The 23,759-nt window shown below is 63.6% G+C and carries 26 protein-coding genes; 8 read left to right on the forward strand and 18 right to left on the reverse strand.

What is annotated here, in order from left to right; translation table 11 throughout:
• Positions 1 to 6 precede the first annotated feature (6 nt).
• The 6 genes from ACZ5RT_RS15870 to ACZ5RT_RS15895 all read right to left on the reverse strand — a co-directional run bounded on the left by ACZ5RT_RS15870 (position 7) and on the right by ACZ5RT_RS15895 (position 5,846).
• On the reverse strand, positions 7 to 750 hold the full coding sequence (locus ACZ5RT_RS15870; RefSeq protein WP_291924634.1) for a sulfite exporter TauE/SafE family protein: 744 nt from the start codon (positions 748 to 750) through the stop codon (positions 7 to 9).
• Between the two features lie 27 nt (positions 751 to 777).
• Positions 778 to 1,611 carry a 2-oxo-tetronate isomerase gene (gene otnI / locus ACZ5RT_RS15875; protein ID WP_464453102.1) on the reverse strand — a complete coding sequence of 278 codons (834 nt, stop codon included), beginning with the start codon at positions 1,609 to 1,611 and terminating at the stop codon, positions 778 to 780.
• Between the two features lie 208 nt (positions 1,612 to 1,819).
• Positions 1,820 to 2,479: a class II aldolase/adducin family protein gene (locus ACZ5RT_RS15880; RefSeq protein WP_464453103.1), complete on the reverse strand. Its 660-nt coding sequence runs from the start codon at positions 2,477 to 2,479 to the stop codon at positions 1,820 to 1,822.
• A 132-nt stretch (positions 2,480 to 2,611) separates the two neighbouring features.
• Entirely contained in the window at positions 2,612 to 3,874 is a 1,263-nt protein-coding gene (gene otnK, locus ACZ5RT_RS15885) for a 3-oxo-tetronate kinase (RefSeq protein ID WP_464453104.1), read from the reverse strand.
• 84 nt (positions 3,875 to 3,958) lie between these two features.
• Positions 3,959 to 4,861, reverse strand: a complete 903-nt coding sequence (ltnD, locus tag ACZ5RT_RS15890) for an L-threonate dehydrogenase (RefSeq protein WP_464453105.1) — start codon at positions 4,859 to 4,861, stop codon at positions 3,959 to 3,961.
• A gap of 10 nt (positions 4,862 to 4,871) precedes the next feature.
• Positions 4,872 to 5,846, reverse strand: coding sequence for a Bug family tripartite tricarboxylate transporter substrate binding protein (locus tag ACZ5RT_RS15895; protein WP_464453106.1), 975 nt, complete (start codon positions 5,844 to 5,846; stop codon positions 4,872 to 4,874).
• Between the two features lie 337 nt (positions 5,847 to 6,183).
• Here ACZ5RT_RS15895 and ACZ5RT_RS15900 point away from each other — a divergent pair, with 337 nt between their 5' ends.
• Positions 6,184 to 6,903, forward strand: coding sequence for an SDR family NAD(P)-dependent oxidoreductase (locus tag ACZ5RT_RS15900; RefSeq protein WP_422170270.1), 720 nt, complete (start codon positions 6,184 to 6,186; stop codon positions 6,901 to 6,903).
• A gap of 39 nt (positions 6,904 to 6,942) precedes the next feature.
• Here the strand turns inward: ACZ5RT_RS15900 and ACZ5RT_RS15905 are convergent, their stop codons facing one another.
• Positions 6,943 to 7,260 carry an NIPSNAP family protein gene (locus tag ACZ5RT_RS15905; protein WP_464453107.1) on the reverse strand — a complete coding sequence of 106 codons (318 nt, stop codon included), beginning with the start codon at positions 7,258 to 7,260 and terminating at the stop codon, positions 6,943 to 6,945.
• Between the two features lie 144 nt (positions 7,261 to 7,404).
• Between ACZ5RT_RS15905 and argE the strand changes: the two genes are divergently transcribed.
• Entirely contained in the window at positions 7,405 to 8,625 is a 1,221-nt protein-coding gene (gene argE, locus ACZ5RT_RS15910) for an acetylornithine deacetylase (RefSeq protein ID WP_464453108.1), read from the forward strand.
• A 37-nt stretch (positions 8,626 to 8,662) separates the two neighbouring features.
• Positions 8,663 to 9,631, forward strand: coding sequence for a tripartite tricarboxylate transporter substrate binding protein (locus ACZ5RT_RS15915; RefSeq protein WP_464453109.1), 969 nt, complete (start codon positions 8,663 to 8,665; stop codon positions 9,629 to 9,631).
• Positions 9,632 to 9,653: 22 nt separating this feature from the next.
• Here ACZ5RT_RS15915 and ACZ5RT_RS15920 read toward each other — a convergent pair whose 3' ends face one another.
• The 7 genes from ACZ5RT_RS15920 to ACZ5RT_RS15950 all read right to left on the reverse strand — a co-directional run bounded on the left by ACZ5RT_RS15920 (position 9,654) and on the right by ACZ5RT_RS15950 (position 15,826).
• Positions 9,654 to 10,097 carry a universal stress protein gene (locus tag ACZ5RT_RS15920; protein ID WP_291924616.1) on the reverse strand — a complete coding sequence of 148 codons (444 nt, stop codon included), beginning with the start codon at positions 10,095 to 10,097 and terminating at the stop codon, positions 9,654 to 9,656.
• Positions 10,098 to 10,342: 245 nt separating this feature from the next.
• Positions 10,343 to 10,921 (reverse strand): YceI family protein, encoded by a 579-nt coding sequence (locus tag ACZ5RT_RS15925; RefSeq protein ID WP_291924614.1) that lies wholly within the window; start codon positions 10,919 to 10,921, stop codon positions 10,343 to 10,345.
• Positions 10,922 to 11,210: 289 nt separating this feature from the next.
• Entirely contained in the window at positions 11,211 to 11,777 is a 567-nt protein-coding gene (locus ACZ5RT_RS15930; RefSeq protein WP_464453110.1) for a YceI family protein, read from the reverse strand.
• 43 nt (positions 11,778 to 11,820) lie between these two features.
• A complete protein-coding gene (locus ACZ5RT_RS15935) occupies positions 11,821 to 12,351 on the reverse strand; it encodes a cytochrome b (protein WP_291924610.1) in 531 nt (176 codons plus the stop codon).
• Positions 12,352 to 12,378: 27 nt separating this feature from the next.
• The gene (locus ACZ5RT_RS15940; RefSeq protein ID WP_464453111.1) at positions 12,379 to 13,164 is read right to left on the reverse strand and encodes a dioxygenase family protein; all 786 of its coding nucleotides are present in this window, start codon (positions 13,162 to 13,164) and stop codon (positions 12,379 to 12,381) included.
• 319 nt (positions 13,165 to 13,483) lie between these two features.
• A complete protein-coding gene (locus ACZ5RT_RS15945) occupies positions 13,484 to 14,374 on the reverse strand; it encodes an NAD(P)-dependent oxidoreductase (protein ID WP_464453112.1) in 891 nt (296 codons plus the stop codon).
• An 18-nt stretch (positions 14,375 to 14,392) separates the two neighbouring features.
• A complete protein-coding gene (locus ACZ5RT_RS15950; RefSeq protein ID WP_464453113.1) occupies positions 14,393 to 15,826 on the reverse strand; it encodes an aldehyde dehydrogenase family protein in 1,434 nt (477 codons plus the stop codon).
• 78 nt (positions 15,827 to 15,904) lie between these two features.
• On the opposite strand from ACZ5RT_RS15950, the gene ACZ5RT_RS15955 reads away from it, so the two are divergent.
• From ACZ5RT_RS15955 to ACZ5RT_RS15970, 4 genes are all read left to right on the forward strand, one after another.
• Positions 15,905 to 16,792 carry a LysR family transcriptional regulator gene (locus ACZ5RT_RS15955; RefSeq protein WP_464453114.1) on the forward strand — a complete coding sequence of 296 codons (888 nt, stop codon included), beginning with the start codon at positions 15,905 to 15,907 and terminating at the stop codon, positions 16,790 to 16,792.
• A gap of 92 nt (positions 16,793 to 16,884) precedes the next feature.
• Positions 16,885 to 18,321 (forward strand): NAD-dependent succinate-semialdehyde dehydrogenase, encoded by a 1,437-nt coding sequence (locus tag ACZ5RT_RS15960; RefSeq protein WP_464453115.1) that lies wholly within the window; start codon positions 16,885 to 16,887, stop codon positions 18,319 to 18,321.
• Positions 18,322 to 18,335: 14 nt separating this feature from the next.
• The gene (gene pcp / locus ACZ5RT_RS15965; protein WP_464453116.1) at positions 18,336 to 18,992 is read left to right on the forward strand and encodes a pyroglutamyl-peptidase I; all 657 of its coding nucleotides are present in this window, start codon (positions 18,336 to 18,338) and stop codon (positions 18,990 to 18,992) included.
• A 139-nt stretch (positions 18,993 to 19,131) separates the two neighbouring features.
• On the forward strand, positions 19,132 to 19,560 hold the full coding sequence (locus ACZ5RT_RS15970) for a c-type cytochrome (RefSeq protein WP_422169544.1): 429 nt from the start codon (positions 19,132 to 19,134) through the stop codon (positions 19,558 to 19,560).
• Here the strand turns inward: ACZ5RT_RS15970 and ACZ5RT_RS15975 are convergent.
• Entirely contained in the window at positions 19,529 to 20,509 is a 981-nt protein-coding gene (locus ACZ5RT_RS15975) for an oxygenase MpaB family protein (RefSeq protein ID WP_464453117.1), read from the reverse strand. The genes ACZ5RT_RS15970 and ACZ5RT_RS15975 overlap by 32 nt on opposite strands.
• 185 nt (positions 20,510 to 20,694) lie before the next feature.
• On the opposite strand from ACZ5RT_RS15975, the gene ACZ5RT_RS15980 reads away from it, so the two are divergent.
• Positions 20,695 to 21,312 (forward strand): hypothetical protein, encoded by a 618-nt coding sequence (locus ACZ5RT_RS15980; RefSeq protein WP_291924592.1) that lies wholly within the window; start codon positions 20,695 to 20,697, stop codon positions 21,310 to 21,312.
• 48 nt (positions 21,313 to 21,360) lie between these two features.
• Here the strand turns inward: ACZ5RT_RS15980 and ACZ5RT_RS15985 are convergent, their stop codons facing one another.
• The 3 genes from ACZ5RT_RS15985 to ACZ5RT_RS15995 form a co-directional block, all read right to left on the reverse strand.
• The gene (locus ACZ5RT_RS15985) at positions 21,361 to 21,939 is read right to left on the reverse strand and encodes a lipocalin family protein (RefSeq protein WP_464453118.1); all 579 of its coding nucleotides are present in this window, start codon (positions 21,937 to 21,939) and stop codon (positions 21,361 to 21,363) included.
• A gap of 70 nt (positions 21,940 to 22,009) precedes the next feature.
• A complete protein-coding gene (locus tag ACZ5RT_RS15990) occupies positions 22,010 to 22,804 on the reverse strand; it encodes an SDR family oxidoreductase (protein ID WP_422169540.1) in 795 nt (264 codons plus the stop codon).
• Between the two features lie 52 nt (positions 22,805 to 22,856).
• Positions 22,857 to 23,630, reverse strand: coding sequence for a FadR/GntR family transcriptional regulator (locus ACZ5RT_RS15995; RefSeq protein WP_464453119.1), 774 nt, complete (start codon positions 23,628 to 23,630; stop codon positions 22,857 to 22,859).
• Between the last annotated feature and the right edge of the window lie 129 nt (positions 23,631 to 23,759).

A 23,759-nucleotide genomic window follows, 5' to 3' on the forward strand; every position in this document is an offset into this window, starting at 1 on the left:
AGGGGTTCAAGCCCGGACAACGTCCAGGATCAATTTCAGTGACACCAACAGCAAGCCCACCTGCACCCATTTGAAGAACCAGTCGTCGGCGATTTTGCGCGTCAGATAAGCCCCGACCACTGTGCCCACCAGGGCAAACGGGATCAGCACCAGTGCGCCCGTCAGTTCATGGGGGCCATAGGGCTGCAGCTGGTGATAAGGCCCCAGTTTGGCCAGGTTGATGACGGCGAAAAACAAAGTCGAGGTACCGGCAAACACCAGCTTGGGCAGTTGTTGGGGCAGCAGGTAAACCTGAAACGGTGGGCCACCCGCATGCGAGATGAAGCTGGTAAAACCGGACAAACCGCCCCACAGCAGTCCCTTTTGCCAGTTGGCTGACCTTGGTGCTTGCGCGGTGTTGCGCTTGCGCCAGGCGTTGAGCACAAAGCCCACGCCCATGAGACCGATCATCATTTTCACGGCCGTGTCGGACACCAGCGAGGCGGTGAGCCAGCCCACCAACACACCGCCCACACCAGCCGGAACGAGGATTTTCAGGTTGATGGCGCTGAAATTTTTGCGGTACAACCACAACCCGACCATGTCAGAGATGATGTAGATGGGCAGCAGCATCACGACCGCTTTGACCGGGGACATGAACAGCGAAAGAATGGGCACGGACAGCATGCCCACCGTGGGCAAGCCCCCTTTGGACAGACCCACCATGGCAGCAGCCAGACCCGCCCAAATCAGGTAATGAAGATCATCCATCACAGCTCAGGTCACAAGGTCTCGGGTTCACAGGTAAGGACGCACCCAGCCCAAGCCGCGTGAGGTGCCCCCCGCCGAAGCATCGGCCGGGTTGTACTCGCAGCCAATCCAGCCGTCCCAGCCGCATTCGGCCGACACCTTGTCGATGGTCTGGAAGATGTGGGTCCAGTTCACCTCGCCCGTGCCCGGCTCGTGGCGGTGCGGCACTTCGGCGATCTGGAAATGCCCCACCCGGCCCGTGGGCAGGTACTGGGCGATCTTGGCGCTCAAATCGCCCTCGACGATCTGGCAGTGGAACAGGTCCATCTGCACTTTCACATTGGTCGCACCCACGGCCTGCACGATGCGGTGCGCATGGTCCTGGCGGTTGAGGTGAAAGCCCGGCACGCTGCGCGTGTTGATCGGCTCCACCAGCACATCGCGCCCGGCCTTGGCGGCTTCAACGGCGGCCCATTGCAGGTTGCCGATGAGTGTGGCGTCAGCCGCTTCAGGGCTGGCTCCCTCGGCCCGCAGGCCCACCATGGCGTGGATGCGCGGGCAGTTCAGCGCCTCGGCATACACCAGGGCTTGCGCAAAGCCGGTGCGAAACTCGGCTTCGCGCCCGGGCACACTGGCCGTGCCCCGTTGGCCCGTCTCCCAAGCCTTGCCAAAGCTGTCGGTATCGGTGCCGCCCGGCGGGGCGTTGAACAGGACCTGTTGCAGTCCGTTCCCCTTCAGGCGGGCGGCCAGCTCTTGCGCAGGAAAGGCATAAGGAAACAAATACTCCACGGCCTTGAAACCGTCTTTGGCCGCCGCTTCAAAGCGGTCCAGAAACGGCAGATCGGGGTACATCATCGAGAGGTTGGCGGCAAAACGTGGCATGGGTTTCTTTCGATAAAACGTGATGGAGGTCGGGGGTTCGGGCGCGAGGTGCCATTGTCAGACTCAGACACAACATGCCCTTGTCTGTCTCAGGCCTAACAAGCCACTGTCACCCCGGACTTGATCCGGGGTCCATGTGCACTCACCCATGCTGGATCCCGGCTCGGAGGCCGGGATGACAAGCTGAAGATATCCATGGGCTGGCGCATCACCACCGCGCTCCAAAGACTTGGCGCAGTTCGTCCAGCTCGCTGGCGTGCAGGGGGGGCGTGTGGGCTTGCAGCTGCATCAGCCGTGCCGTTTCTTCCAGCTCTTCGAGCGTGGCCATGGCGGCGGCGGGCGTGTCGTGCCAGACATTGGGCCCCAGGCGGGCGAGCATCACCGCACGGATGGGCGTGCCGCCAGCGGCATATTGGCGGATCAGGTCGGCCACAGTTTGCGCGGCATTGGGGCTGCCCGGGCGGTGGTAAGGCACCAGTGGCACATGGCCGACCTTCATCACAAAGTAAGGCGTGATGGGCGGCAGCAGTTCAGGGCCTTGAGCGTTCAGGCTGAGGGCCACGCAGTGCGTGCTGTGCGTGTGGATCACGCAGCGCGTGTCGGCATCGTGCTCGCAAGCTGCGGCGTAAATCTGACGGTGCAAGGCGATGGTTTTGCTGCCTTTGTCACCGCTGATTTGCTGGCCTTGCAGGTCCAGCTTGGCCAGGCGTGCCGGGTCCAGAAAACCCAGACACGCATCGGTGGGCGTGATCAGGAAGCCGTCATGGAGCCGCACGCTGATGTTGCCCGCCGTGGCGTGCACATAACCGCGCTCGAACAGGCTGCGGCCCACGCGGCAGATCTCTTCGCGGGCTTGGGATTCATTCATGCGCGGTCTCCGGATGGCATGGGGGCATTGTAGGAGCGGCCGTTTTTGTGGGAGGTCGCCCCTGCGGCCGAATACTGGCTGTGGCACAGACCCACATTCGCGAGCGGGGGCTCGCTCCTACAGGGAGATGGCTCATTGCAAGGTCGCAAAGGCTTTGGTGAAAAAATCCTCGGTGCCAAAGTTGCCCGACTTGAGCGTGATGTGCACACCGGAAGGCGCATGGCACCAGGGCACACCCGGGTCGATTTGCGGGCCGATTTGCAGCTGCGCGATGCCCAGCGCCTGCACACAAGCGCCCGAGGTTTCACCGCCCGCCACCACCAGCTGCTTCACACCCAGACCGACCAATCCACGCGCCACAGCGGCCAGTGCGTGTTCGACCAAAGCACCCGCTTCGGCCACGCCCAGCTGCGCCTGCACGGCTTTCACGGCATCGGGTTCGGCGGTGGAGTACACCAGCACCGGGCCGTCTTTCAAGAGCGGTGCGGCCCAGGCCAGCACCTGCTGCACCACGGCCTCACTTTGGCCATGCATCAAGCTGGCGGGGCCAATGGCCCGAGCGGGCCGACCAGTGGCTTTGAAATGCGCCACCTGCGCGTTGGTGGCCACCGAGCAGCTGCCCGAAACCACCGCCTGCAAGCCACTGGCCGCAGGCAACTGGCTCGCTTGCAGCGAAGGCTTGAGGCCAAAGTTGGCGGGCAGGCCAATCGCCACGCCCGAACCCGCGGTGACGAGCGGCATGCCCTTCAAGGCAGGCCCGAGCCGATGCAGGTCGTCGTTGCTGGTCGCGTCCACCACGGCCACGCCCACACCTTCGGCGCGCAGCGCGGCGATGTGTTCGCGAATCGCCGCTTCGCCCTGTGCCACGGTTTTGTAGTCGATCAAGCCCACCTTGCGCTTCGTTTGCGCCTGCATCACACGCACCAAGTTGGCGTCGGTCATCGGTGTGAGCGGGTGGTTTTGCATGCCCGACTCGTTCAGCAGCACATGGCCTGCAAACAGGTAACCCTTGAACACGGTGCGACCGTTGTCCGGAAAGGCTGGGGTGGCGATGGTGAAGTCCGTGCCCAGCGCGTCCATCAGCGCTTCGGTCACCGGGCCGATATTGCCTTCGGGCGTGCTGTCAAAGGTCGAGCAATATTTGAAATAAATTTGCTCTGCGCCTTGCGCCTGCAGCCACTTCAAGGCGTCAAGCGATTGGGCGATCGCCTCGGCCGCTGGAATGGTGCGCGACTTGAGCGCCACCACCACCGCATCCACCTCGGCGGCCAGGGGCCCTGTGGGCACACCGATGGTCTGCACCACCCGCATGCCTGAGCGCACCAGGTTGTTGGCCAGGTCCGTGGCACCTGTGAAGTCGTCTGCAATACAGCCCAGTTTCAATGTTTTGGTCATGGTTGGCTTGTGTTGGGGTGTTGTTGTGGGAGCGCGCCCCTGCGCGCGAAGGCTTTCGGCCGTAGGGGCGGCCACCCACAAGCTTCAGGAACCTTTGGGACCAGGCAACTCAATGCCAGGAAAAATTTTGATCACCGCGCTGTCGTCTTCCTTGGCAAAACCCGCGGTGCTGGCCTGCATGAACATCTGGTGCGCGGTGCTCGACAGCGGCAGCGGGAACTTGCTGGCACGCGCCATGTCCAGCACGATGCCCAGATCCTTCACAAAAATGTCCACGGCTGAGAGTGGCGTGTAGTCCGCCGCCAGCACATGGGCCATGCGGTTTTCAAACATCCAGCTGTTGCCCGCGCTGTTCGTGATCACCTCGTACAAAGCCGCAGGGTCCACACCTTCGCGCAGGCCCAGGGCCATGGCTTCGGCCGCCGCGGCGATGTGCACGCCCGCCAGCAATTGGTTGATGATCTTGACCTTGCTGCCCGCGCCCGCGCTGTCGCCCAGCTTGTAGACCTTGGCGGCCATGGCGTTCAAAAAGGGCTCGGCCAATGCATAAGCCTCGGGCTTGCCCGCCGTCATCATGGTCATCTGACCACTGGCCGCCTTGGCCGCGCCGCCCGAGATGGGTGCGTCCACATAACGCAGACCCATGGCCTCCAGCCGGGCTTCGAGCGCGACCGACCAATTCGGGTCCACGGTGGAGCACATCACGAACACGCTGCCGGGCTTCATGCTGGCCGCGCAACCGGGGGTGGTGCCGTCGCCAAACAGCACGCTCTCGGTCTGTGCAGCGTTGACCACCACCGACACGATCACATCACACGCCGCGCCCAGCGACGCCAGCGAGTCGTGCGCCACGCCGCCGTCTTGTGCAAAGGCTGCGGCCACTTCGCGGCGCACATCAAACACCTGCACGCTGTGCCCGGCGCGGCGCAGCGATGCGGCCATGCCCGAGCCCATGGCCCCCAAACCAATCAATCCGACTGTGCTCATGTTCGTGCTCTCAATCCAGTGTGATCTTGGCGTAGGCCGCCACTTTTTTCCATTGCGCCATGTCGGCCTGCATGAAGCTGGCCATGCCTTGCGCGTTCACCCAGGTGGGCTCGGCACCGGCTTTCTGGATGGCGGCCTGGACTTCGGGCTGCTTGGCCACGCGCTCCAGGGCTTGTTCCAGTTTTTGCGCGACCGGTGCAGGCAAGCCCGCAGGCGCAGCCACGCCGAACCATGCAAACACTTGGTAACCCTTGACGCCAGCTTCCTCCATGGTGGGCACACCCGGCAAGGCGCTGCTGCGCTGCGGTGTGGTCACGGCCAGGGCCTTGAGCTTGCCGCCATTGATCAGGCCCAGGGCCGAAGGCAGGTTGTCAAACATCATGCTGACCTCGTCGGCCATCACCGCCGTCAAGCCCGCCGCCGCACCCCGGTAGGGGATGTGCGTGATGAACAGGCCGGACATGCTTTTGTAGAGCTCGGCGCTCAGGTGCAAGGACGTGCCTTGGCCGTTGGACGCGTAGTTGAGTTGGCCGGGCTTGGCCTTGATGCGGGCGCTCAGGTCGGCCACGCTCTGGATGCCCGAAGCCGGGTTGACCACCAGCACATTGGGCACACGGCCCAGCAAGCCGACCGGCACGATCTGTTCAGGCTTATAGGGCAGCTTGGCATAGAGCGCCGGGCTGATGGTGAGAGGTGGCGACGCCATCAACAGCGTGTAGCCGTCGGCCGCTGCGCGGGCCGCTTCGGCCGCACCCAGGTTGCCCCCGGCACCGGGTTTGTTGTCGATCACGATGGGTTGCCCCAACTCTTGCGACAACTTGGGCGCCACCAAACGGGCCATGTTGTCGATCAGGCCGCCGGGCGGAAAGGGCACCACCAGTTTGATGGGGCGAGCCGGCCAGGCCTGCGCCAAAGCGTTGGTGGCCAAAAAGGGCGACATGGCCACCACGGCTGCGGCCGCCGCCATCCAGTTTCTGCGTTGCATGGGGAACTCCTGATTCAAATTAATCAGGTCATCATACAAATTTTGCAAGACCCCAGCATCAGGGAGAACACGGGGAACCCCGTCGCAGCCGTCATGCCTCCTCTTGTCATTCCGCGTTGACCCTTGTTGTCATTCCCGCTCGCACCCTTCTTGTCAATCCCGCCCTTACCCTTCTTGTCATTCCCGCGAATGCGGGAATCCATGTCCGCACCGCCAACCCACCATCAACCCGCCCCAACCCATCGCCCAACCTGCCCCCCCACGCCCTTGGGTGACAGCGCAAACCCTGCATGCCCTTGTAAGCTGGACTCTCAAAACCCAGAAAGTGAGACGCGGCATGGACACGGTCAAACAAGTTTTCATCACAGGGGGCACCAGCGGGATTGGTGCGGCCATTGCCCGGGCATTCGCCGCCACGGGTGCGCGTGTGACGGCCACAGGGGCCACGCCCGCCGAGGTCGCGGCGGCGCAGGCTTTGCCTGCCAACCAACGCATTGCATTCCAGGTGCTGGATGTGCGGCACAACGAACAGGTGCAAAAAAGTTTGGCTGAATTCACCGAGCTGGATGTGTTGGTCAATTGCGCGGGCATCGTGCAGCGCGGGGTCGAGCATGACCCGGAGGTGTTCGCGAAAACCGTGGACATCAACCTGAACGGGACCATGCGCGCCTGCGCTGCGGCGCGTGCCGCCTTGAAAGCCCGTCAGGGCTGCATCGTCAACATCGCCTCGATGTTGAGCTTTTTTGGCAGCAGCCCGACGCCGGGCTACAGCGCGAGCAAGGGTGGTGTGGCGCAGCTGACCAAGTCGCTGGCCATTGCGTATGCGGTCGACGGCATCCGGGTGAACGCGGTGGCCCCGGGCTGGATCGCCACGCCTTTGACGCAGGCCTTGCAAGACGACCCGACGCGCAGCGCCCAGATCGTGGGCCGCACGCCCATGGGCCGTTGGGGCCAGCCCGAAGAAGTGGCCGATCCGGTGCTGTTTTTGGCCAGCCCGGCAGCCCGCTTTGTGACGGGCGTGATCCTGCCGGTGGATGGGGGCTACCTGGTGCAGTGAAGACCGAGCCCGGGCGGCGCATGCGGCCACCCAAGCGGCTCAGGGTTGCGGGCCCCAGGGGGCCGACAGCATGAGCTTGTTGTTTTGCTCCCGCATCAGCGGGCGGATCTTGGCGGCAAAGGCCATGAATTCCGGGTCGGCAAACACCCCGGCCCAAAAGGCGCGGCGGTCGGCGTCATCGTCGAACTTCCAAACGTGGATCAGCTCATTGATCGCCCCCACATCGCCCGTGAAATAGCCCACCAGTTTTGGCGGGTGCTTGGCCAGCGCAGGCCAGCCTTCGTTTTTGTAGTGCGAGATGACTTCGGACATTTTTCCGACGATCACGGAATAGGTGCGCAGCTCGTAAATGGCCATGGAGACTCCAGAGGTTGAGGGAGGGATGCATGTCCACTTTAGAGGCAGCCGCAGCCGACCCATGTCGGCAAGGTGACGCGGCCGGGCGCTTGGCCCGGTAAGATCAGGCGCCCCAGTTGGAACCCCTTTTGAACGGAGTCCCCCATGAACGCCCCGCTTCCTCAAGCTGCCCTGTCCTCGGTCCAGGCCACCGACCTGGCCGCCCTGCCCCTGATCGAAAAATGGATCGCCTTTGCCACCGTCTCGCGCGACAGCAACCTGGCCTTGCTGGATTGGACTGAGGCTTACCTGAAGGACTTGGGCATTGCCTGCAGCCGCACCTACGACGACAGCGGCCAAAAAGCCAACCTCTGGGCCACGCTGCCTGCGCACGACGGCGAAACCAAGGTGGGTGGGCTGGTGCTCTCGGGCCACACCGACGTGGTGCCCGTCGACGGCCAGCCCTGGGACACCGACCCGTTCAAGGTCGTGATTCAAGGCGACAAGATGTACGGCCGCGGCGTGACCGACATGAAGAGTTTTGGCGCGATCTGTCTGATGATGGTGCCCGAGTTGTTGAAAAGAAAACTCAAGCGCCCGATCCATTTGGCTTTCAGCTATGACGAAGAAGTCGGCTGCATTGGCGTGCGCCGCATGATCGCCGACATGCAGGCCCAGGGCTTCAAGCCCGCAGGCTGCATTGTGGGCGAGCCCACGGGCATGCAGGTGGTGATCGCGCACAAAGGCAAGCATTCGTACAAAACCACGGTGCACGGTTTTGAGGCGCATTCTTCCCTCACGCCGTTGGGCGTGAACGCGGTCGAGATCGCTTGCGAGTTTGTTGCTCACCTGAAAAGCATGCACCGCGAACTGGCGCAAAACGGCCCGTTCGACCCGATCTACGACGTGCCCCACACCACCATCCACACAGGCGTGATCGCAGGGGGCACGGCGCTCAACATCATCCCGCGCCAGTGCGAGGTGACCTGGGAGATTCGCCACCACCACATGAACACGCCCGAAGAGCTGTTTGCACGGGCCAAGGCCTTTGGCGAGAGCCTGGTGCCCGCCATGCAGGCGGTCGCACCCGACACGGGCATCACGCACGAACTCAAATCGGTGTTGCCCGGCTTTGCCACGGGGGCCGACAGCGAGATCGCGCAGCTGTGTTTTGACTGCGCCGAGGTCGATCCGGCCAGCGGTGCTGGCAAGGTCTCGTTTGGCACGGAAGCTGCTCTGTTTCACCAGGCGGGTGTGCCCACCATCGTCTGCGGCCCCGGCCACATTGCGCAGGCGCACCAGCCCAACGAATGGGTCACGCTGGAACAACTGGCCTGGTGCGAGCGCTTCATGCGCCGCCTGGCCGACCGGGTGTGCGTGGCCTGATTTTTGAATGAACAGAAAACTTTTCAAGGAAACACACATGATTCAACGGCGTGAACTTTTGGCGTCCAGCTTGGGCACGGCTTTGCTGTCGGCGGTGGGCATGGCCCAGGCCCAATCCACCAAACCGGTGCGCATCGTGGTGCCTTTTGCACCGGGTGGCGTGCAGGACATCCTGGCGCGTTCGTTCTCGGTCGAGATGGGGGCGGCTTTGGGTCAAACGGTGATCGTGGAAAACCGCGCGGGCGCAGGTGGCACGATTGGCAACGCCTATGTGGCCCGCGCCGAAGCCGATGGTTCGGTCATGGTCATGGCCGCGGCCAGCCACAACATTGCAGGCTCGCTGTACACCAAACTGACCTACGACCCGCAAAAAGACTTTGCGCCACTGGGCCACATCGGCAGCGCCAGCTATGTGCTCATGGTGCACCCCGACGTGCCCGCCAAGACGGCGGCCGAATTCATCCGCCACGCCAAGGCCAACCCCGGCAAGATGAACTACGCCAGCGCTGGTGTGGGCAGTGCCACGCACCTGGCCATGGCGTACTTCACGGGCCTGGCAGGCATCGATGTGGTGCATGTGCCGCTCAAGGCCACGGGCGAGGCGATCAACGAAGTCATTTCCGGCCGTGCCCAAGCGGTCATCGCTGCCAGCATCGGCGCTTTGGCCTTCTCCAAGGACAGCCGCATCCGTTTGCTAGGTGTGACCTCGCCCAAGCGCAGCAAATACCTGCCCGACTTGCCCACCCTGGCCGAAAGCGGCTTGCCGGGTTACCAGTTCGATTCGTGGTTTGGTTTGCTCGGCCCTGCAGGCGTGCCCGCAGAGCAGGCCAACCGCATCCATGCGGCGGTGAGCAAGCTGCTCAAGGACCCGGTGATCCTGGAGCGCCTGGACAAGCAGGGCATCGAGCCACGCGACATGAGCAATCCCGACTTTGCCAAGTTGCTGGCGGCCGACTATGTGCGCATGGCGCAGGTGGTCAAGGCGTCGGGCGCGAAGATCGACTGACCTTCAACCCCGAATGCGTGGGTCAATCAAAACCCCGCACCATCAGCACCGGCACAGGTGACATGCGCATGACCTGCTCGGCACCACTGCCGAGCAGAACCCGCCCAATACCCCGGCGACCATGGGTGCCGAGCACCACCAGATCGGCGCCCCATTCGCCTGCGGCGTCGGCCACCGATTCGCCCAGGCGTTGCCCCACGCGGTCGATCAGCCGTGTGTCGGCCTTCACTTTGGCGGTGCTGGCCAGCGCCATGCCGCTTTCCAACACCTTGTGACCGTTTTCCCGCGCCAGCTGCGCGATCTCGCCCGAGTATTCATGGTTGCTCAGCAATGAGAGCTCGTCGATGCAGTACACCAGACGCACCTCCGCCTGGTCGGCTTGCGCCAGCTTGAGCGCGTAATCCAGCGCTTTGCTGGCGGTCTGGCTGCCATCGATAGGCACCAAAATTTTCTTGAACAAGGACATCGTGGTCTCCACAGCAGGACGCAACCCATATCCCATGAGGGGGCGTATGTCGGGTCGCATGGGGTTACAAGGCTTCTGAAAGAAAGGAGCTTCGATGTTAGAAAAGCCAGGTTCCTGCGACCATGCATCGGACGGTCAATTTGCCTCTGCCTCCAGTGCTATACCGATGGGTGGGTGTGGGTGTTGCAATAAAAAAAGCCACCCCGGGATGTCCGGGGTGGCTTGGACTGAAAGAGCAAAAAGACTCAGGGTGCGACGGCTTCGATGGCGATGTCGATGCGCACCTCGTCACCCACATAAGGCGCGAATTTACCGGCGTTGAACTCGGTGCGCTTGATGGTGGTGAACGCGTTGGCGCCCAAAGCGGGCTTTTTCATCATGGGGTGGGGCATGGCCAGGAAGTTGGTCACCTGCAGGGTCACGGGCTTGGTCACGCCCTTGATGGTCAGGTTGCCTTCGATGGCCTTGGGTTTGTCGCCTTCAAACACCACCTTGGTCGACTTGAAGGTCGCGGTGGGGAACTTGGCGGTGTCCAAAAAGTCCTCGCCCTGGATGTGGCCGTTGAAATCGGCAAAACCGGTGTTGACCGACTTCATGTCGATGGTGATGTCCACCGAGCCGGTCTTGGCTTCGGCGTCAAACACCACTTTGCCGCTGGTGTTGCTGAAGCTGCTCAGCTGTGTAGACAGGCCGAAGTGCGAGTACGAGAAGCGCGGGAAAGTGTGCGAACTGTCCACGTTGTAGGTCACGGGTGCAGCCAGTGCCGAGCCTGCGGCCACCGATGCAAAGGCCAAAGCGGCGGCGAGTTGTTTGAAAGATGTCATGAGAAAGCTCCTGTTGAAAAAAAGTGAGTGGAGAGAAAAAAGAAATGGTTCTGGGGGCATGGATATCCGCATGCGCTGGTATGACAAACCATCGTCACCCCCGACTCGATCGGGTTTTATCCCGCTGTCACGACTCGATCGGGGGTCCATGCCTCCGGTTGCGATGGATACCCGCCTTCGCGGGTATGACAAGAGGGCGGGTACGACAAGCCACCGTCACCCACGACTTGATCGGGTTTTATCCCGCTGTCACCCCCGACTCGATCGGGGGTCCATGTCTTGGACTTGTTCATTTGCCCTGTGACGCGGTGATCGAAAAGTTGACCTGGATGTCGTTGGCCACCACATCGAACTTGGCCCACATGCCTTCGCCGATGCTGTAGTCGGCGCGCTTCAAGGTGAAGCCGCCTGTGAGCAGGCCGTCCTTGCCTTGGGGCGTGTGCTTGAGGGGAAACTTCACCTCCCGGCTTTGGCCTTTGATGGTCAGCGTGCCCAGCACTTCGTATTGGTTGGGCGCGGTCTGTTTGATCTGTTTGCTCACAAACTGGGCTTTGGGGAAAGCGGCCGTGTTGAACCACGACTTGGTCACCACTTCCTGATCGGCTTCGCCCGATCCGGTGTCCACGCTGGCCAGCTCGACTTCAAAGCTGGCTTTGCCTTGCTCGGCCTTGGCCGGGTCAAAGTTCACTTGCGCAGCGAACTTTTTGAAGCGCCCATCGGCGCTCACGCCCATCTGTTTGAAGTGAAAGGTGATGCTGCTTTTGGCAGGCACGATGGATTGGTAAGGCGCGGCCTGCACTTGCGAGGCGAGCGCGGCGACCGACAGGGCCAGCAGGGATTTCAAAACGGTGTTCATGGGGTTCCTTTTTTATGGGCGTTGAGCGTTCGGCGTTCGGCTTTCAGCGGGCCGGCAACATGCGGCGCAGCGTGTCGTCTTTGTGCACGACGTGGTGCCACAGCGCTGCCGCTGCATGCCCTGCGATCAAGAGCAGCAAGCCCACATTCAAAGCCCAGTGCAGCTGGGCAAGTTGCTCGCCCAAGGCCTTGTCCTTGCCGATCAGGTCGGGGATCGGCAGCACACCGAACCAGATGGTCTGAAAGCCTTTGGCCGAGCTCATCAGCCAGCCACTCAAGGGGATGGCGATCATCAGTGCATAGAGCAGAAAGTGTCCGAAGTGCGCTGCCCATTGCATGGGCGCGGACAGGCTGTCCGGCAGTGCGGGTGGGCGGTGGGTGATGCGCCAGGCCAGGCGCAGCCAGACCAGTGCGAACACCGTGACCCCGGCCCACTTGTGCCAGGAGTAGTACTGCAGTTTTTCGGGCGACAGGGGCAGGTCGCTCATGTAAAAGCCCAGGGCCAGCAGGCCGAAAATCATCAGGGCCATCAGCCAGTGCAGGCTTTTGGCGGTGCGGGTGTAGTGCGTGTTCATGCGGTGCAATCTCTTGAAAAGTTCGGCTCAGTGGAAGGCGTAGCCGTCCATGGCGATGACGTGGTCACTGATGCCCCGGAAAAACGCTTCGGGTTGCGCATCGGCTCCTGCCGCGCCCAGGGCGGTGAACAGCGGCAGCAGGTGTTCGTCGCTGGGGTGTGCGCGTTGGCCAGCCGCTTGCTGGCGGTAGGCCAGCAGGCCGGGCACATCGCGCTCGGTCATGTGGGTGTGGATCCAGTCGGCGAAGGTCTGCACATAAGCGGGTGTCGCGCCGCCTTGCATGCGCACCACCATGAAGTCGCGCAGGTTGTGCGTGATGTTGCCGGAAGCCAGCACCAAAATGCCTTGCTGCGCCAGACCGGCCAGCGCCTGGCCCACACGGTAGGCGTGCTCGGGGCCCAGGTGGCTTTGCACCGACAGCGGCACCACCGGCACGTCGGCGTCGGGGAACATCTGGCGCAGGGGAATCCAGGCGCCGTGGTCCAGGCCTCGCTGGGCGTCTTGCGCCACGGGCAGGCCCGCCGTTTGCAGGGCGGTCACCACTTGGGCGGCCACCTCGGGGCAGCCGGTGGCAGGGTATTGCATCTCGTACAGGCGCGGGTCAAAGCCGCCAAAGTCGTGGATGGTCTCGGGCCGGGTGGCAAAACCGACCGTGGGCACCGCCGTTTCCCAGTGCGGGCTGACCACCACGATGGCGCGGGGCGTGCCCAGCTGCGCCGCCACCTGCGTCATGGCCGCGCCCGCCGCACCCGGATGCAGGGCAAACATGGGGGAGCCGTGGGGCACAAACAGGACAGAGCGTGGGGCGGTCATGGTGGTGGGCAATCCAAAGTTCGGAACAAATCCGGGTTGAGGGGCGGCTCTAAAACAGGTTGGTGTGCCACCGATGGGTCGAACTTTAGGCGCTTCAATCGATTAGAAAAAGTGGCAAATCTACAAATGCTTGTTGCATTGATTGCAACAATTGAAGGGCAGAACAGCTTTGGGTGGGGAATCAGCAGGGGGCTGTCCCTGCGCGGGATGCCAATATTTGTAGGAGGCTGCCCCTGCGGCCGAACGGTTGCAGGGGCCAGGGCACGCATTCGCGAGCGGGGGCTCGCTCCCACAATGAACTTGTGGGCGGGGGGCGGCCTCAGGCCTTGAGTGCGCCCTTGGCCAACTGGCCCACCAGCTCGGGCAGCAGGGTTTGCGGATCGATCGACTGGCAGGCCGCAGCCAGCGTGGCCTGCATGGCTTGGGCGGCGGCGTCGTGCGAGCCGGTTTCGCGGGCCATGTCGGCGTAGTAGCCCAGGTCCTTGAGGGCGTTGCCCATCGAAAAACGCAGGCCCGAGGTTTCGCCGCGCAGCAGGTAGGGCTTGAGGCGCTCGAGCGCCGCGCCCCAGCCACCGCCTTTTTCCAGCACCTCGACAAACACCGCGTCGTCGATGCCCGAGCGGCGTGCGCACGCCGCCGCCTCGGCCAGCAGCGTGACCGAGCCGAGCGAGACGAAGTTGTGCAGCAGCTTCATGCTGTGGCCTGCGCTCACGCCACCGGCATGCACGATGTTTTCGGCAAAGGTGGACAGCAGGGGGCGCACTTCTTCAAGCAGCGCCGCGTCCCCACCGATCAGCAGGTTCAAGCGGCCTTGCATGGCTTCGTTGGGCGTGCGGGTCATGGCCGCGTCCATGAAGCGCACGCCACGCTGGGCCAGCGTAGCGGCCACTTGCTGGGTGGAGCCGGGGATGCTGGTGGAGCAGTCGATCACCGTCATGCCTGCGCGCAAGCCCGCCAGCAGGCCGGTGTCGCCCGCCAGGATGGCCTCGACCTGCGCCGAGCCGTTGACGCAGAGGATGACGATGTCATTGGCCTGCGCCACGGCCTGCGCGGTCGCTGCGGTTTGGGCGCCCGCAGCGATCAGGTCGCCCAAAGGCTGGTTGCCTGGGTGCTCCATGGCGGTGAGCGCGAAGCCTTTTTTGACGATGTTGGTGGCGATGCCCAGGCCCATCAGGCCCAGGCCGATCATGCCGATGCGGGGGTTTTGCATGTGTGGCTCCAACGGCGTTCAGCCGTGCTTGATGGTGACGGTCTTGAGCGTGGTGAAGCTGTAGAGCGCTTCGAAGCCTTTTTCGCGGCCATGGCCGCTGGCCTTGACGCCGCCAAACGGCAACTCGATGCCGCCGCCTGCGCCGAAGTTGTTGACGAAGACCTGGCCACTTTGCAGGCGACGCGCCATGCGCAACTGGCGACCGCCGTCCTGCGTCCACAGCGCGGCGGCCAGGCCGTATTCGGTGCCATTGGCCAGTTCGATGGCGTGGTCTTCGTCGTCAAAGGGGCTGATGGCCAGCACCGGGCCGAAGATTTCTTCTTGCGCGATGCGGTGTTCGATCGGCACGTCGCGGATCAGCGTGGGCACCTGGTAAAAGCCACCTTTTGGCGCTTCGTGCACCAGCTGGCCTTGTGCGGCGATCGGCAGGCCATCGCTCTTGGCGAGTTCCACAAAGCTGCGCACGCGCTGCATTTGCGATTCGCGGATCAAGGGGCCGCAGTTGAGGTCCATGCTGGCCGGGCCGGTGCGGGTGGCGGCAAAGGATTTGGCCAGCCGCTCGACCACGGCCTCGTACACCGGGCGGTGCACCAAGGCGCGGCTACCCGCCGAGCAGGTTTGACCGGCGTTTTGCACGATGGCATTGGTCACCACCGTGGTCATGGCGTCCATGTCGGCGTCGCCAAAAATGATCTGTGGCGATTTGCCGCCCAGCTCCAGCGTCACAGGCGCATGGTGTTCGGCCGCGGCCTGGATCACCAGCTGGCCCACGCGGGGCGAGCCGGTGAAGGACACATGGTCCACCCCGGGGTGGCGCACCAGCAGGTCGCCCGCCTCGTGGCCGTAGCCGGTGACGATGTTCAGCGCCCCGGCCGGGAAGCCGACCTCGGCCGCCATCTCGGCCACACGCAGGATCGACAGGCAGGCGTCTTCGGCGGGCTTGACCACGCAGGCATTGCCCACCGCCAGCGAGGCCGCCACGCTGCGGCCAAAAATCTGCAGCGGGTAGTTCCAGGGGATCACATGGCCCGTCACACCAAACGGTTCGCGCAGGGTGAACACGGTATGGCCGTTGTAGAAGGGGATGGTCTCGCCCATGAGTTTGTCGGCGGCCCCGGCATAGAACTCGAAATAACGCGCCACCGCCGTCACGTCGCCGCGCGCCAAGGTGGTGGGTTTGCCGCAGTCGCGTGACTCGATGGCGGCCAGCTCGTCGATGTGGGCCAGCATGTGCTGGGCCAGGCGTTGCAACAGGCGCCCGCGCTCGGTGGCGCTCAGGCGGCCCCAGTCGCCTTGGAAGGCGTCGCGGGCGGCGTGCACGGCGCGGTCGATGTCGGCCGCGTTGCCTCGGGCGATGGCGTCGAACTGCTCACCGGTAGAGGGGTCGATGACCGGGATGTCCTGGCCCGATGCCGGGGCGATGTGCTGGTTGGCGATGTAGTGCAGTTTCATGGGGCCGATCTCCGATATTTTTCATTCAGTTTACCGCTTGCTTTGGGACCACCCTGTCTTGTTGCAGAATCAGCAACAATGGACAAGCTCGATGCAATGCAAATCTTTGTGCGTGTGGCCGAGGCGGGCACATTCACCGCCGTGGCCGACCAGCTGCAGGTGGCCCGCTCGGTGGTCACGCGCCAGATCGCGGCGCTGGAAAAGCACCTGCGCGTCAAGCTCATCACGCGCAGCACCCGCAGCCTGACCCTCACGCCCGCAGGCGCGGCCTACCTCGAAAAATGCCGTGTCATCCTGAACATGGTGGACGCCGCAGAGTCCAGCCTGGACGAAGAAAAAGCCGTGCCGCGCGGACGCATCCGCCTGGGCCTGCCCCTGAGTTTTGGCCTGCAGCGGCTCATGCCCGCACTGCTCCAGTTTGCCCAAGCGCAACCGCACATCGAGCTGCTGATGGACTTTTCGGACCAGCGGGCCAACCTGATCGAAGAGGGCATTGACCTGTCGATCCGCATCACCGCCGACCTGCAGCCCGGCGACATCGTGCGCAGCCTGGGGCATTGCCGTTTGCTGACGCTGGCCTCGCCCGCCTACCTTTCTGAACACGGCAGCGTGCGCCACCCCGAGGAGTTGCGTCACCACGAGTGTCTGGTTTATTCCATGAGCCCCAAGGGGGCGAGCTGGCCCTACCGTGTGCAAGGCCAGCTGCAGTCGTTTGCGGTGCGCGGCCGCATCCAGGCCAACAACGGCCTGGCCCTGGTGCAGGCCACCGCACAAGGCATGGGCATCACCTTGCAGCCCGACTTCATTGCCGAGCCCTTTTTGAAAAGCGGCGAGGTGGTCGAAATCCTGCAGGACTTTGAGGCCCCGCCGCTGGGCATTTACGCCGTCTTGCCCAGCAACCGCTACATCCCGCACCGGGTGAATGTGCTGATCGAGCACCTCTCGCTTGCCCTGCAAGGGGCGTGACCCGTCATCCCGTGCCGTGTCACAGTGTTGACGGCACGCGCCCGGTTTCCCGCCACAATGGCTTTTTTGTTTGTTTGCCCACTGGACGCCTTATGACCTACCCCCACACCCAACTCTTCATCAACGGCCAATGGTGCGATGCCGAAGGCGGCCGCACCTTGCCCGTGTTCAACCCTGCCACCGGCACCGAAATCGGCCGTCTGGCCCATGCCGGCATCCCCGACCTGGAGCGGGCTGCGCAAGCCGCGCAAAAGGGTTTCGAGTTGTGGCGCGATGTGCCTGCCAACGAGCGCAGCGCGATCATGCGCAAGGCCGCAGCCCTGATGCGCGAACGCGCCCCGCAAATTGCCGAACTGCTCACCCAAGAACAAGGCAAGCCCCTGGCCGAAGCCAAAGTCGAGGCCATGTCGGCCGCCGACATCATCGAGTGGTTTGCCGAAGAAGGCCGCCGCGTGTATGGCCGCATCGTGCCGCCACGCAACATCCAGGTGCAGCAGCAAGTCCTCAAGTTGCCCGTGGGGCCTGTTGCCGCCTTTACGCCCTGGAACTTCCCGATCAACCAGGCCGTGCGCAAGATGTCTGCCGCTTTGGCTACCGGCTGCTCCATCATCGTCAAAGCGCCCGAAGAAACGCCCGCAGCCCCTGCCGAGCTGATCCGCGCTTTCCATGATGCGGGCGTGCCTGCGGGCGTCATCGGTCTGGTCTACGGCACCCCCGCCGAAATCTCGAACTACCTGATCGCGCACCCCCTGATCCGCAAGATCACCTTCACCGGCTCCACGCCCGTGGGCAAACAACTGGCCGCCTTGGCGGGTCAGCACATGAAGCGCGTGACCATGGAGCTGGGCGGCCACGCCCCGGTCATCCTGGCCGAAGACGCCGACATCGCGCTGGCCCTGAAGACGGCCGGTGCGGCCAAGTTCCGCAACGCGGGCCAGGTCTGCATCTCGCCCACCCGCTTTTTGGTGCACCACAGCATTGCCGACGCCTTTGCCGAACAATTTGCCGCGCAGGCGCAGGCCCTGCAGGTGGGCGACGGCCTGGCCGCAGGCACGCAGATGGGGCCGCTGGCCAACGATCGCCGCCTGGCCGCCATGCAGGCCATCGTGCAGGACGCCCGCGCCAAAGGCGCCAAGGTGCTCACGGGCGGTGAGCGCATTGGCACCCAAGGCAACTTCTTTGCGCCCACGGTGCTCTCGCATGTGCCGCTCGATGCCGATGTGGTGGTCAACGAGCCTTTTGGTCCGATTGCCGCGATCCGCAGCTTCGAGAAGATCGAAGACGCGATGGCCGAAGCCAACCGCCTGCCCTTTGGCCTGGCCGGTTACGCCTTCACCAACTCCATGAAAACCATGCACCAGCTCAGCCAGCGCCTGGACGTGGGCATGCTTTGGGTCAACCAGCCCGCTGCGCCTTGGCCCGAGCTGCCCTTTGGCGGCATGAAGGATTCCGGTTACGGCTCTGAAGGTGGCCCCGAGGCGCTGGAGGCTTACCTCAACACCAAAACCGTGTCGATCTTCAACGCCTGAAAGGCCCGGCGTTCATGCGTGTCCTGGTCACGGGTTTCGAGCCCTTTGGCGGGCAAAGCCTCAACCCGTCCTGGGAGGTGACCCGTGCCTTGCAGGGTGCGGTGATCGCCGGGGCGCAGGTCACAGCCGTGCAGCTGCCTTGTGTGTTTGCCCAAGCCCTGCCCGCATTGCAGCAGGCCTTGGCGCAGCACCGCCCCGACATCGTGCTGGCGCTGGGCCAGGCCGAGGGGCGTTGCGATTTCTCGGTCGAGCGCGTGGCCATCAATGTCATGGACGCCCGCATCCCCGACAACGCGGGGGCCCAGCCCATCGATGTGCCGGTGATTGCGGGGGAACCAGCAGCCTACTTCAGCACCTTGCCCATCAAGTCTTTGGTGGCGGGGTTGAAGGCCGCGGGTTTTCCGGCCTCGGTGTCGCAAACAGCGGGCACCTTTGTCTGCAACCAGGTGTTTTATGCCCTGCAGCACACGCTGGCCGGGCGGGGTGTGCACAGCGGCTTCATGCACTTGCCGCTCTTGCCCGAGCAAGCCGCCCAGTGGCCCGGACCGACCTTGCCCAGCTGGCCTGCCGCTGTGCAGGTGGCGGGCGTGCAGCAAGCGCTGGCCTTGTTGGTGGCGCATCGGCAGCAGGGGCTGGGTGACGCGGCCATCAGCGGCGGCACGCTGAACTGACTACCGCTTAACCGGTAAGCGCCGCAGGGCAGACGGTAAGCCCTGGCCGATAGACGGTACCCGTTTGGGCGTGCCAACGCACAGACCTTGCGGGCCTCGGTCCCGATGATGAGGCTCTTGCAAAACAACAGGAGCCAAGATGAACACACAAACCATTTGCCGCTGCGTGATCGCCAGCATCCTCAGCGTCACGGCCGCGTCGTGGGCGCAGACCTCGGTCAGCCTGGGCCGCGTGGATTACAAGGACAACTGCGCCAGCTGCCACGGCGCATCGGGCAAGGGCGATGGCCCGGTGCAATCATTTCTGGTCAAGCCGCCGTCCGATCTGACGCGGATTGCGCAGCGCAACGGCGGCAAGTTTCCGCAGGAGTTGATGTGGGAAGTGATCGATGGCCGCTGGTCAGGCGACACCGGCCCGCATGGCTCGCGTGAGATGCCGGTGTGGGGCAACGAGTTCAAGGCCCGCGCCATGACCCAGCCCAGCGACTCGCCCCGCACCGCCGAGTGGTCGGCGCGCAACCGCATCGTGTCCTTGCTCATGTACCTGGAGACGATTCAGCAGCCTTGAAGCCTGGCGCCATGCGCTGACGGGCGCGTGCCGCCACACCCGTGTCGGCGAAGGTCCAGGCCAGCGATGCGCCCATGCCTTGCAAGGCGGTGCGCACCGCGGCTTGCTCCAACGGGCAGCTGCGTTCGCGCCCCAGCATGTCCAGCGCCCAGTCAGGCAGCATCTGGAAGGCGGCTCGAACGATCAGACCGATCAAGGGCCGGTCCAGCGGCGCACAGGGGTAGTGCTCGATCAGTGCAATCGTTTCCCGCGTGCGCTCGTCCACCCGCAGCTCCGGGCGAAAGGCTTGCAGCTGCGTCAGGGCCTGGTGGCGCGTCAGCGGCAAGTCGTGGGCGCCCAGGCGCTCGCCGATTTGCGCCATTTCGGCAAAGTACAGGTCTTGCCTGTCTGTGGGCAAAGGCTGCAAAGACAGGTCTTGGTAAGCCCGCAAAAAGCTGGTCGTCTCGCCCAGGTGCACCCAGCGGATCAGCTCCGGGTCATTGGCCACATAGGGCGTGCCGTCGGGCAGCGTGCCGCGAATCTGCGCGTGGATGCGGTTGACCCGCTCGATGGTCTGCAAGGCGGCGGCCGTGCCGCCGTAGGTGGTGGTGGCCACAAACAAGGCGGTGCGCCCCAGCCGCGCCTGCAACTGGGTGCGAAAACTGGAGTGGTCCCAAACGGCGGCCAGCGCCCGGGGGTGCAGGGCCTGCAGCATCAGCGACGACAAGCCCCCGGTCATCATGGCCACAAAGTGCGCATGCACCTGCCAGGCGGCCGAATCGGGCCCGAACAGGCCGGGGTCGCCCGCAGGCTGCAAAAAGTCCCGCGCATCCCCCGTGGCCCCGGTCATGGCCCGCACGCGCTGGCCCAGCTGGGCTTTCACGGTTGCCGAAAGCGATTCGGTCAGCGGGCTCAGCACAGGGCAGTCCCCAAGCTTGCGGGGCGGTAAATAACGGGCGGGGTTGAACATGGTGGGCAATGAAAGACAGGCCGCAGTTTGGGTCAGGCCCGTCCCGGGCGCAGGGGGTGGGGTAATGGCCGTGAGTTGCCACGGGTTTTTTGGCAATACCCCGGCGCTTTGTGGGTCTATTCACAGGCTGGGGTGTCTGCCCACCCCGCCATGACCGAACATGCACGGCTTATTTGGAGACCCCTATGGCCTGGCTGGACTTTTTGAAAAACGGCAACGAACTGAGCGAACTGCTGATCGAGGGCCACAACCCCTACGGTGCGCAACTGCTCAAGCAAGCCGATGTGGACCAGATGCGAGACCACATCCAGCCCGGCGAGCGTGTGCTCGGCTACGTGCTGGGCCGCGTGGTGTTGGCCGGTCGCGGTCTGTGGTTGTTGACCGATCAGAACCTGCTGATTTCAGAAAACGACAGCGGCAACCTGGTGCACCACTTCGCCCTGAAAGACATCACCCAGGCCGAGTGCGTCAAAGGCAAATACGGCTACACCTTGCGCGTGACCGCCGCGGGCCAGCAGCGCAGCGTGTATGGCGCGTCAAGCCATCTGGCGGCGGTGTTTTACCGCGCCCTGGGCCAAAAAGCGCCTTGCAGCCCGGTCTACAAACCCACCGCCTTGGATGCTGACGATGTGGCCGAGGTGGTTCACCACTTCTCGGACGCTGCATTGCGCTTGCAACCTGTGGCTTGGGTCAACGCCGATGCCCGCGCCCTGATCGCGCAACTGGCGCAAGACGCTGCGGGCCAAGGTTGGCTGCAGGCCAGCGAAGCGGGCCAAGTGCGCGTGGCCGAAGCCGCGCACTGACCTTCAAGCTCTTTTCTTGTGGCAACTCAGCCCCGTGCGCGAAAGCTCTCAGGGCTTGCTGGCTTCGATCCGTTTCAGGTTGAAGCCCAACTTCTCCAGCTTGGCCAGCAAGGTCTGGTAAGTGGCCGCAGGCATTTGCGGTGTGCGCGACAAAATCCACAGGTACTCACGCTGGGGCTCACTCACCACCACCCATTGGTAGTCCGGGTCCAGATCGATGATCCAGTAATCCCCCCACACCAGTGGAATGAAGGACAGCCACTCGGGTGCAAATCGCACCTTGAGCTGGGGTGAGGTCGGCCCGCCGATTTGCCGGGCCGCGCCCAAGGCCTCGCTCCATTCGCCCTTGTCGGTTTTGCAGCGGTTGAGCACCTGCACTTGCCCATTGGCTTGCAGTGTGTAGGTGGCCTGCGTGCTGCTGGCGCATTTCTTCTGGAACCAGTTGGGGTACTTGGCGATTTCGTGCCAGGTGCCCATGTAGCGCGGCACATCGACCGAGGGCACGGTTTGCAGCGGTGCCAGTTCGGCCTGCGCCGCCCCCATCGCTGCCCAGACCAACAGACCTGTGGCAATGCATTGTTTGGCGGTGTTCAGCAGGCGGTGAGACTTTGTCGTGAAAAGGGTCATGGTGTCTGGGTCTCCAAAAAGAGGGATTGCCTGGCCGAGCTTGGCACACGCCCGCAAGCTCATCCGTTATTTACACCACGATCGGATTCAGCGCCCCGTCCATGCTCATGCAAATGCCGGTGATGTAGCTGGCTTTGGACGAGGCCAGAAACAGCACGGCGTTGGCGATTTCTTCGGGCTCGGCCATGCGGCCCAGTGGAATTTTGGCCACGGCTTGTGCCATGGCTTCTTCGGTGTTGATGCCCTTGAGGCGCGCATCGGCCGCCATGCCCTCTTGCAGGCGGTCCGTCAAAGTCAGTCCGGGGTTCACCGCATTCACGCGGATGCCTTGTGGCCCGTAAGCGGCCGCCATGCCGGCGCTCACCAGCATCAAGGCCGCATTCGCCGCGCCGCCAGGCAGGTGGATCGGGCTGGCCACTTTGCCGCCGTTGCCCACCACGTTCACCACCGTGCCCTGGCCACGCTGTGCCATGCGCTGGATGGTGGGTGTGAGCATGTGGATGGTGGTGAAGTATTTGGCTTGCATGGCATCGGCAAAAGCTTCGGGCGTCAGTTCGGGGGCGGGCGTGCGCTTGGCAGCACCCGCCGAGTTGACCAAAACATCGACCGGACCGAATGCGGCTTCTGCCGAGTTCAGCGCCGTCAGGGCCTCGCCTGCATCGCGCAAATTGGCGGACACGGTGTGGATGCGATCGGCAGCAAAACGGGCCTGCAGTTTTTGCAACGCATGGTTCAGATTGGCCGTGTCACGGGACACCAACGTCACCTTGGCCCCTTCCTCCAAAAAAGCCTGGGCGCAAGCCAGGCCAATGCCTTTGCTGCCGCCGGTGATCAAAACATGCTTGTCGCTGAGGTGCAGATTCATGGGAGGCTTTCAAAAAAGTGGGTTGACGACTCTGTGAGGATTTTTGAGGCACTCAGCCCCGCAGCCCTTTGACCAGGGGCTGCGCCAGCCGCTCGCCTTCTTGCACCCAGAAGGCCGGGTCTGCGCTGCGGATGCGGGTGATGGCGTTGCCCATGTGCGTGGCAGCAGCTTGTCTGGCCGCAGCAGCGTCACCGGCTTTGACGGCTTGCAAGATGGCTTGGTGTTCGGTTTGTACTTCGGCTGCAAAGTCGATGCGCCGCGCTTCGTTGGCTCGGGTCACTTGTGTGGCCCCGTGCAAAAACTGGCCCAGGTACTCCAGTGTCTGGATCAGGAATGGGTTGCTCGTGGCGTCGGCAATGGCCCGGTGAAAGTTCACGTCTTCGGCCACACCATCGCCGCCCGACTGGACGGCGGCATCAAGGGCCTGAACGGCTTGCTCGATCTTGCGAAGATCGCGTGCGCTGCGCCGTTCGGCGGCCAGTGCGGCCACTTCGGCTTCGAGAGCGCGGCGCACCTCCACCATCTGGATCACGGCCTCTTGCGAGGCGGCATGCTGCGCCTCGAAGTTGAGCGGCGCGAAGGGCAGCTGCGGGTTGACAAACACCCCGCTGCCTTGGCGCGAATCGACCAGGCCCAAAGACTTGAGCCTGGACACGGCCTCGCGCACCACGGTGCGGCTGACTTCAAACTGCTCCACCAGGCGTGCCTCGGTGGGTAGTTTGTCGCCGGGCAAAAGGCGGCCTTGTTTGATTTCGTTGGCCAGTTGCTCGGCCACCTGGTCAGACAGGCGAGCGCCGCTGGACACGGGGGTGAAATGCTGGATCATGAAGTTGTCATACAAAAGACGGACCTTGAGCATAGCCTGACTGCGGTTTTCACGCTGTCAATCTGGTTCGTGGTCGCGTGAAAAACAAAAATTCCTGCAAGTTTAAAATTACGGATAGGTAAATTAATT

Source organism: Limnohabitans sp. TEGF003 (assembly GCF_055395455.1).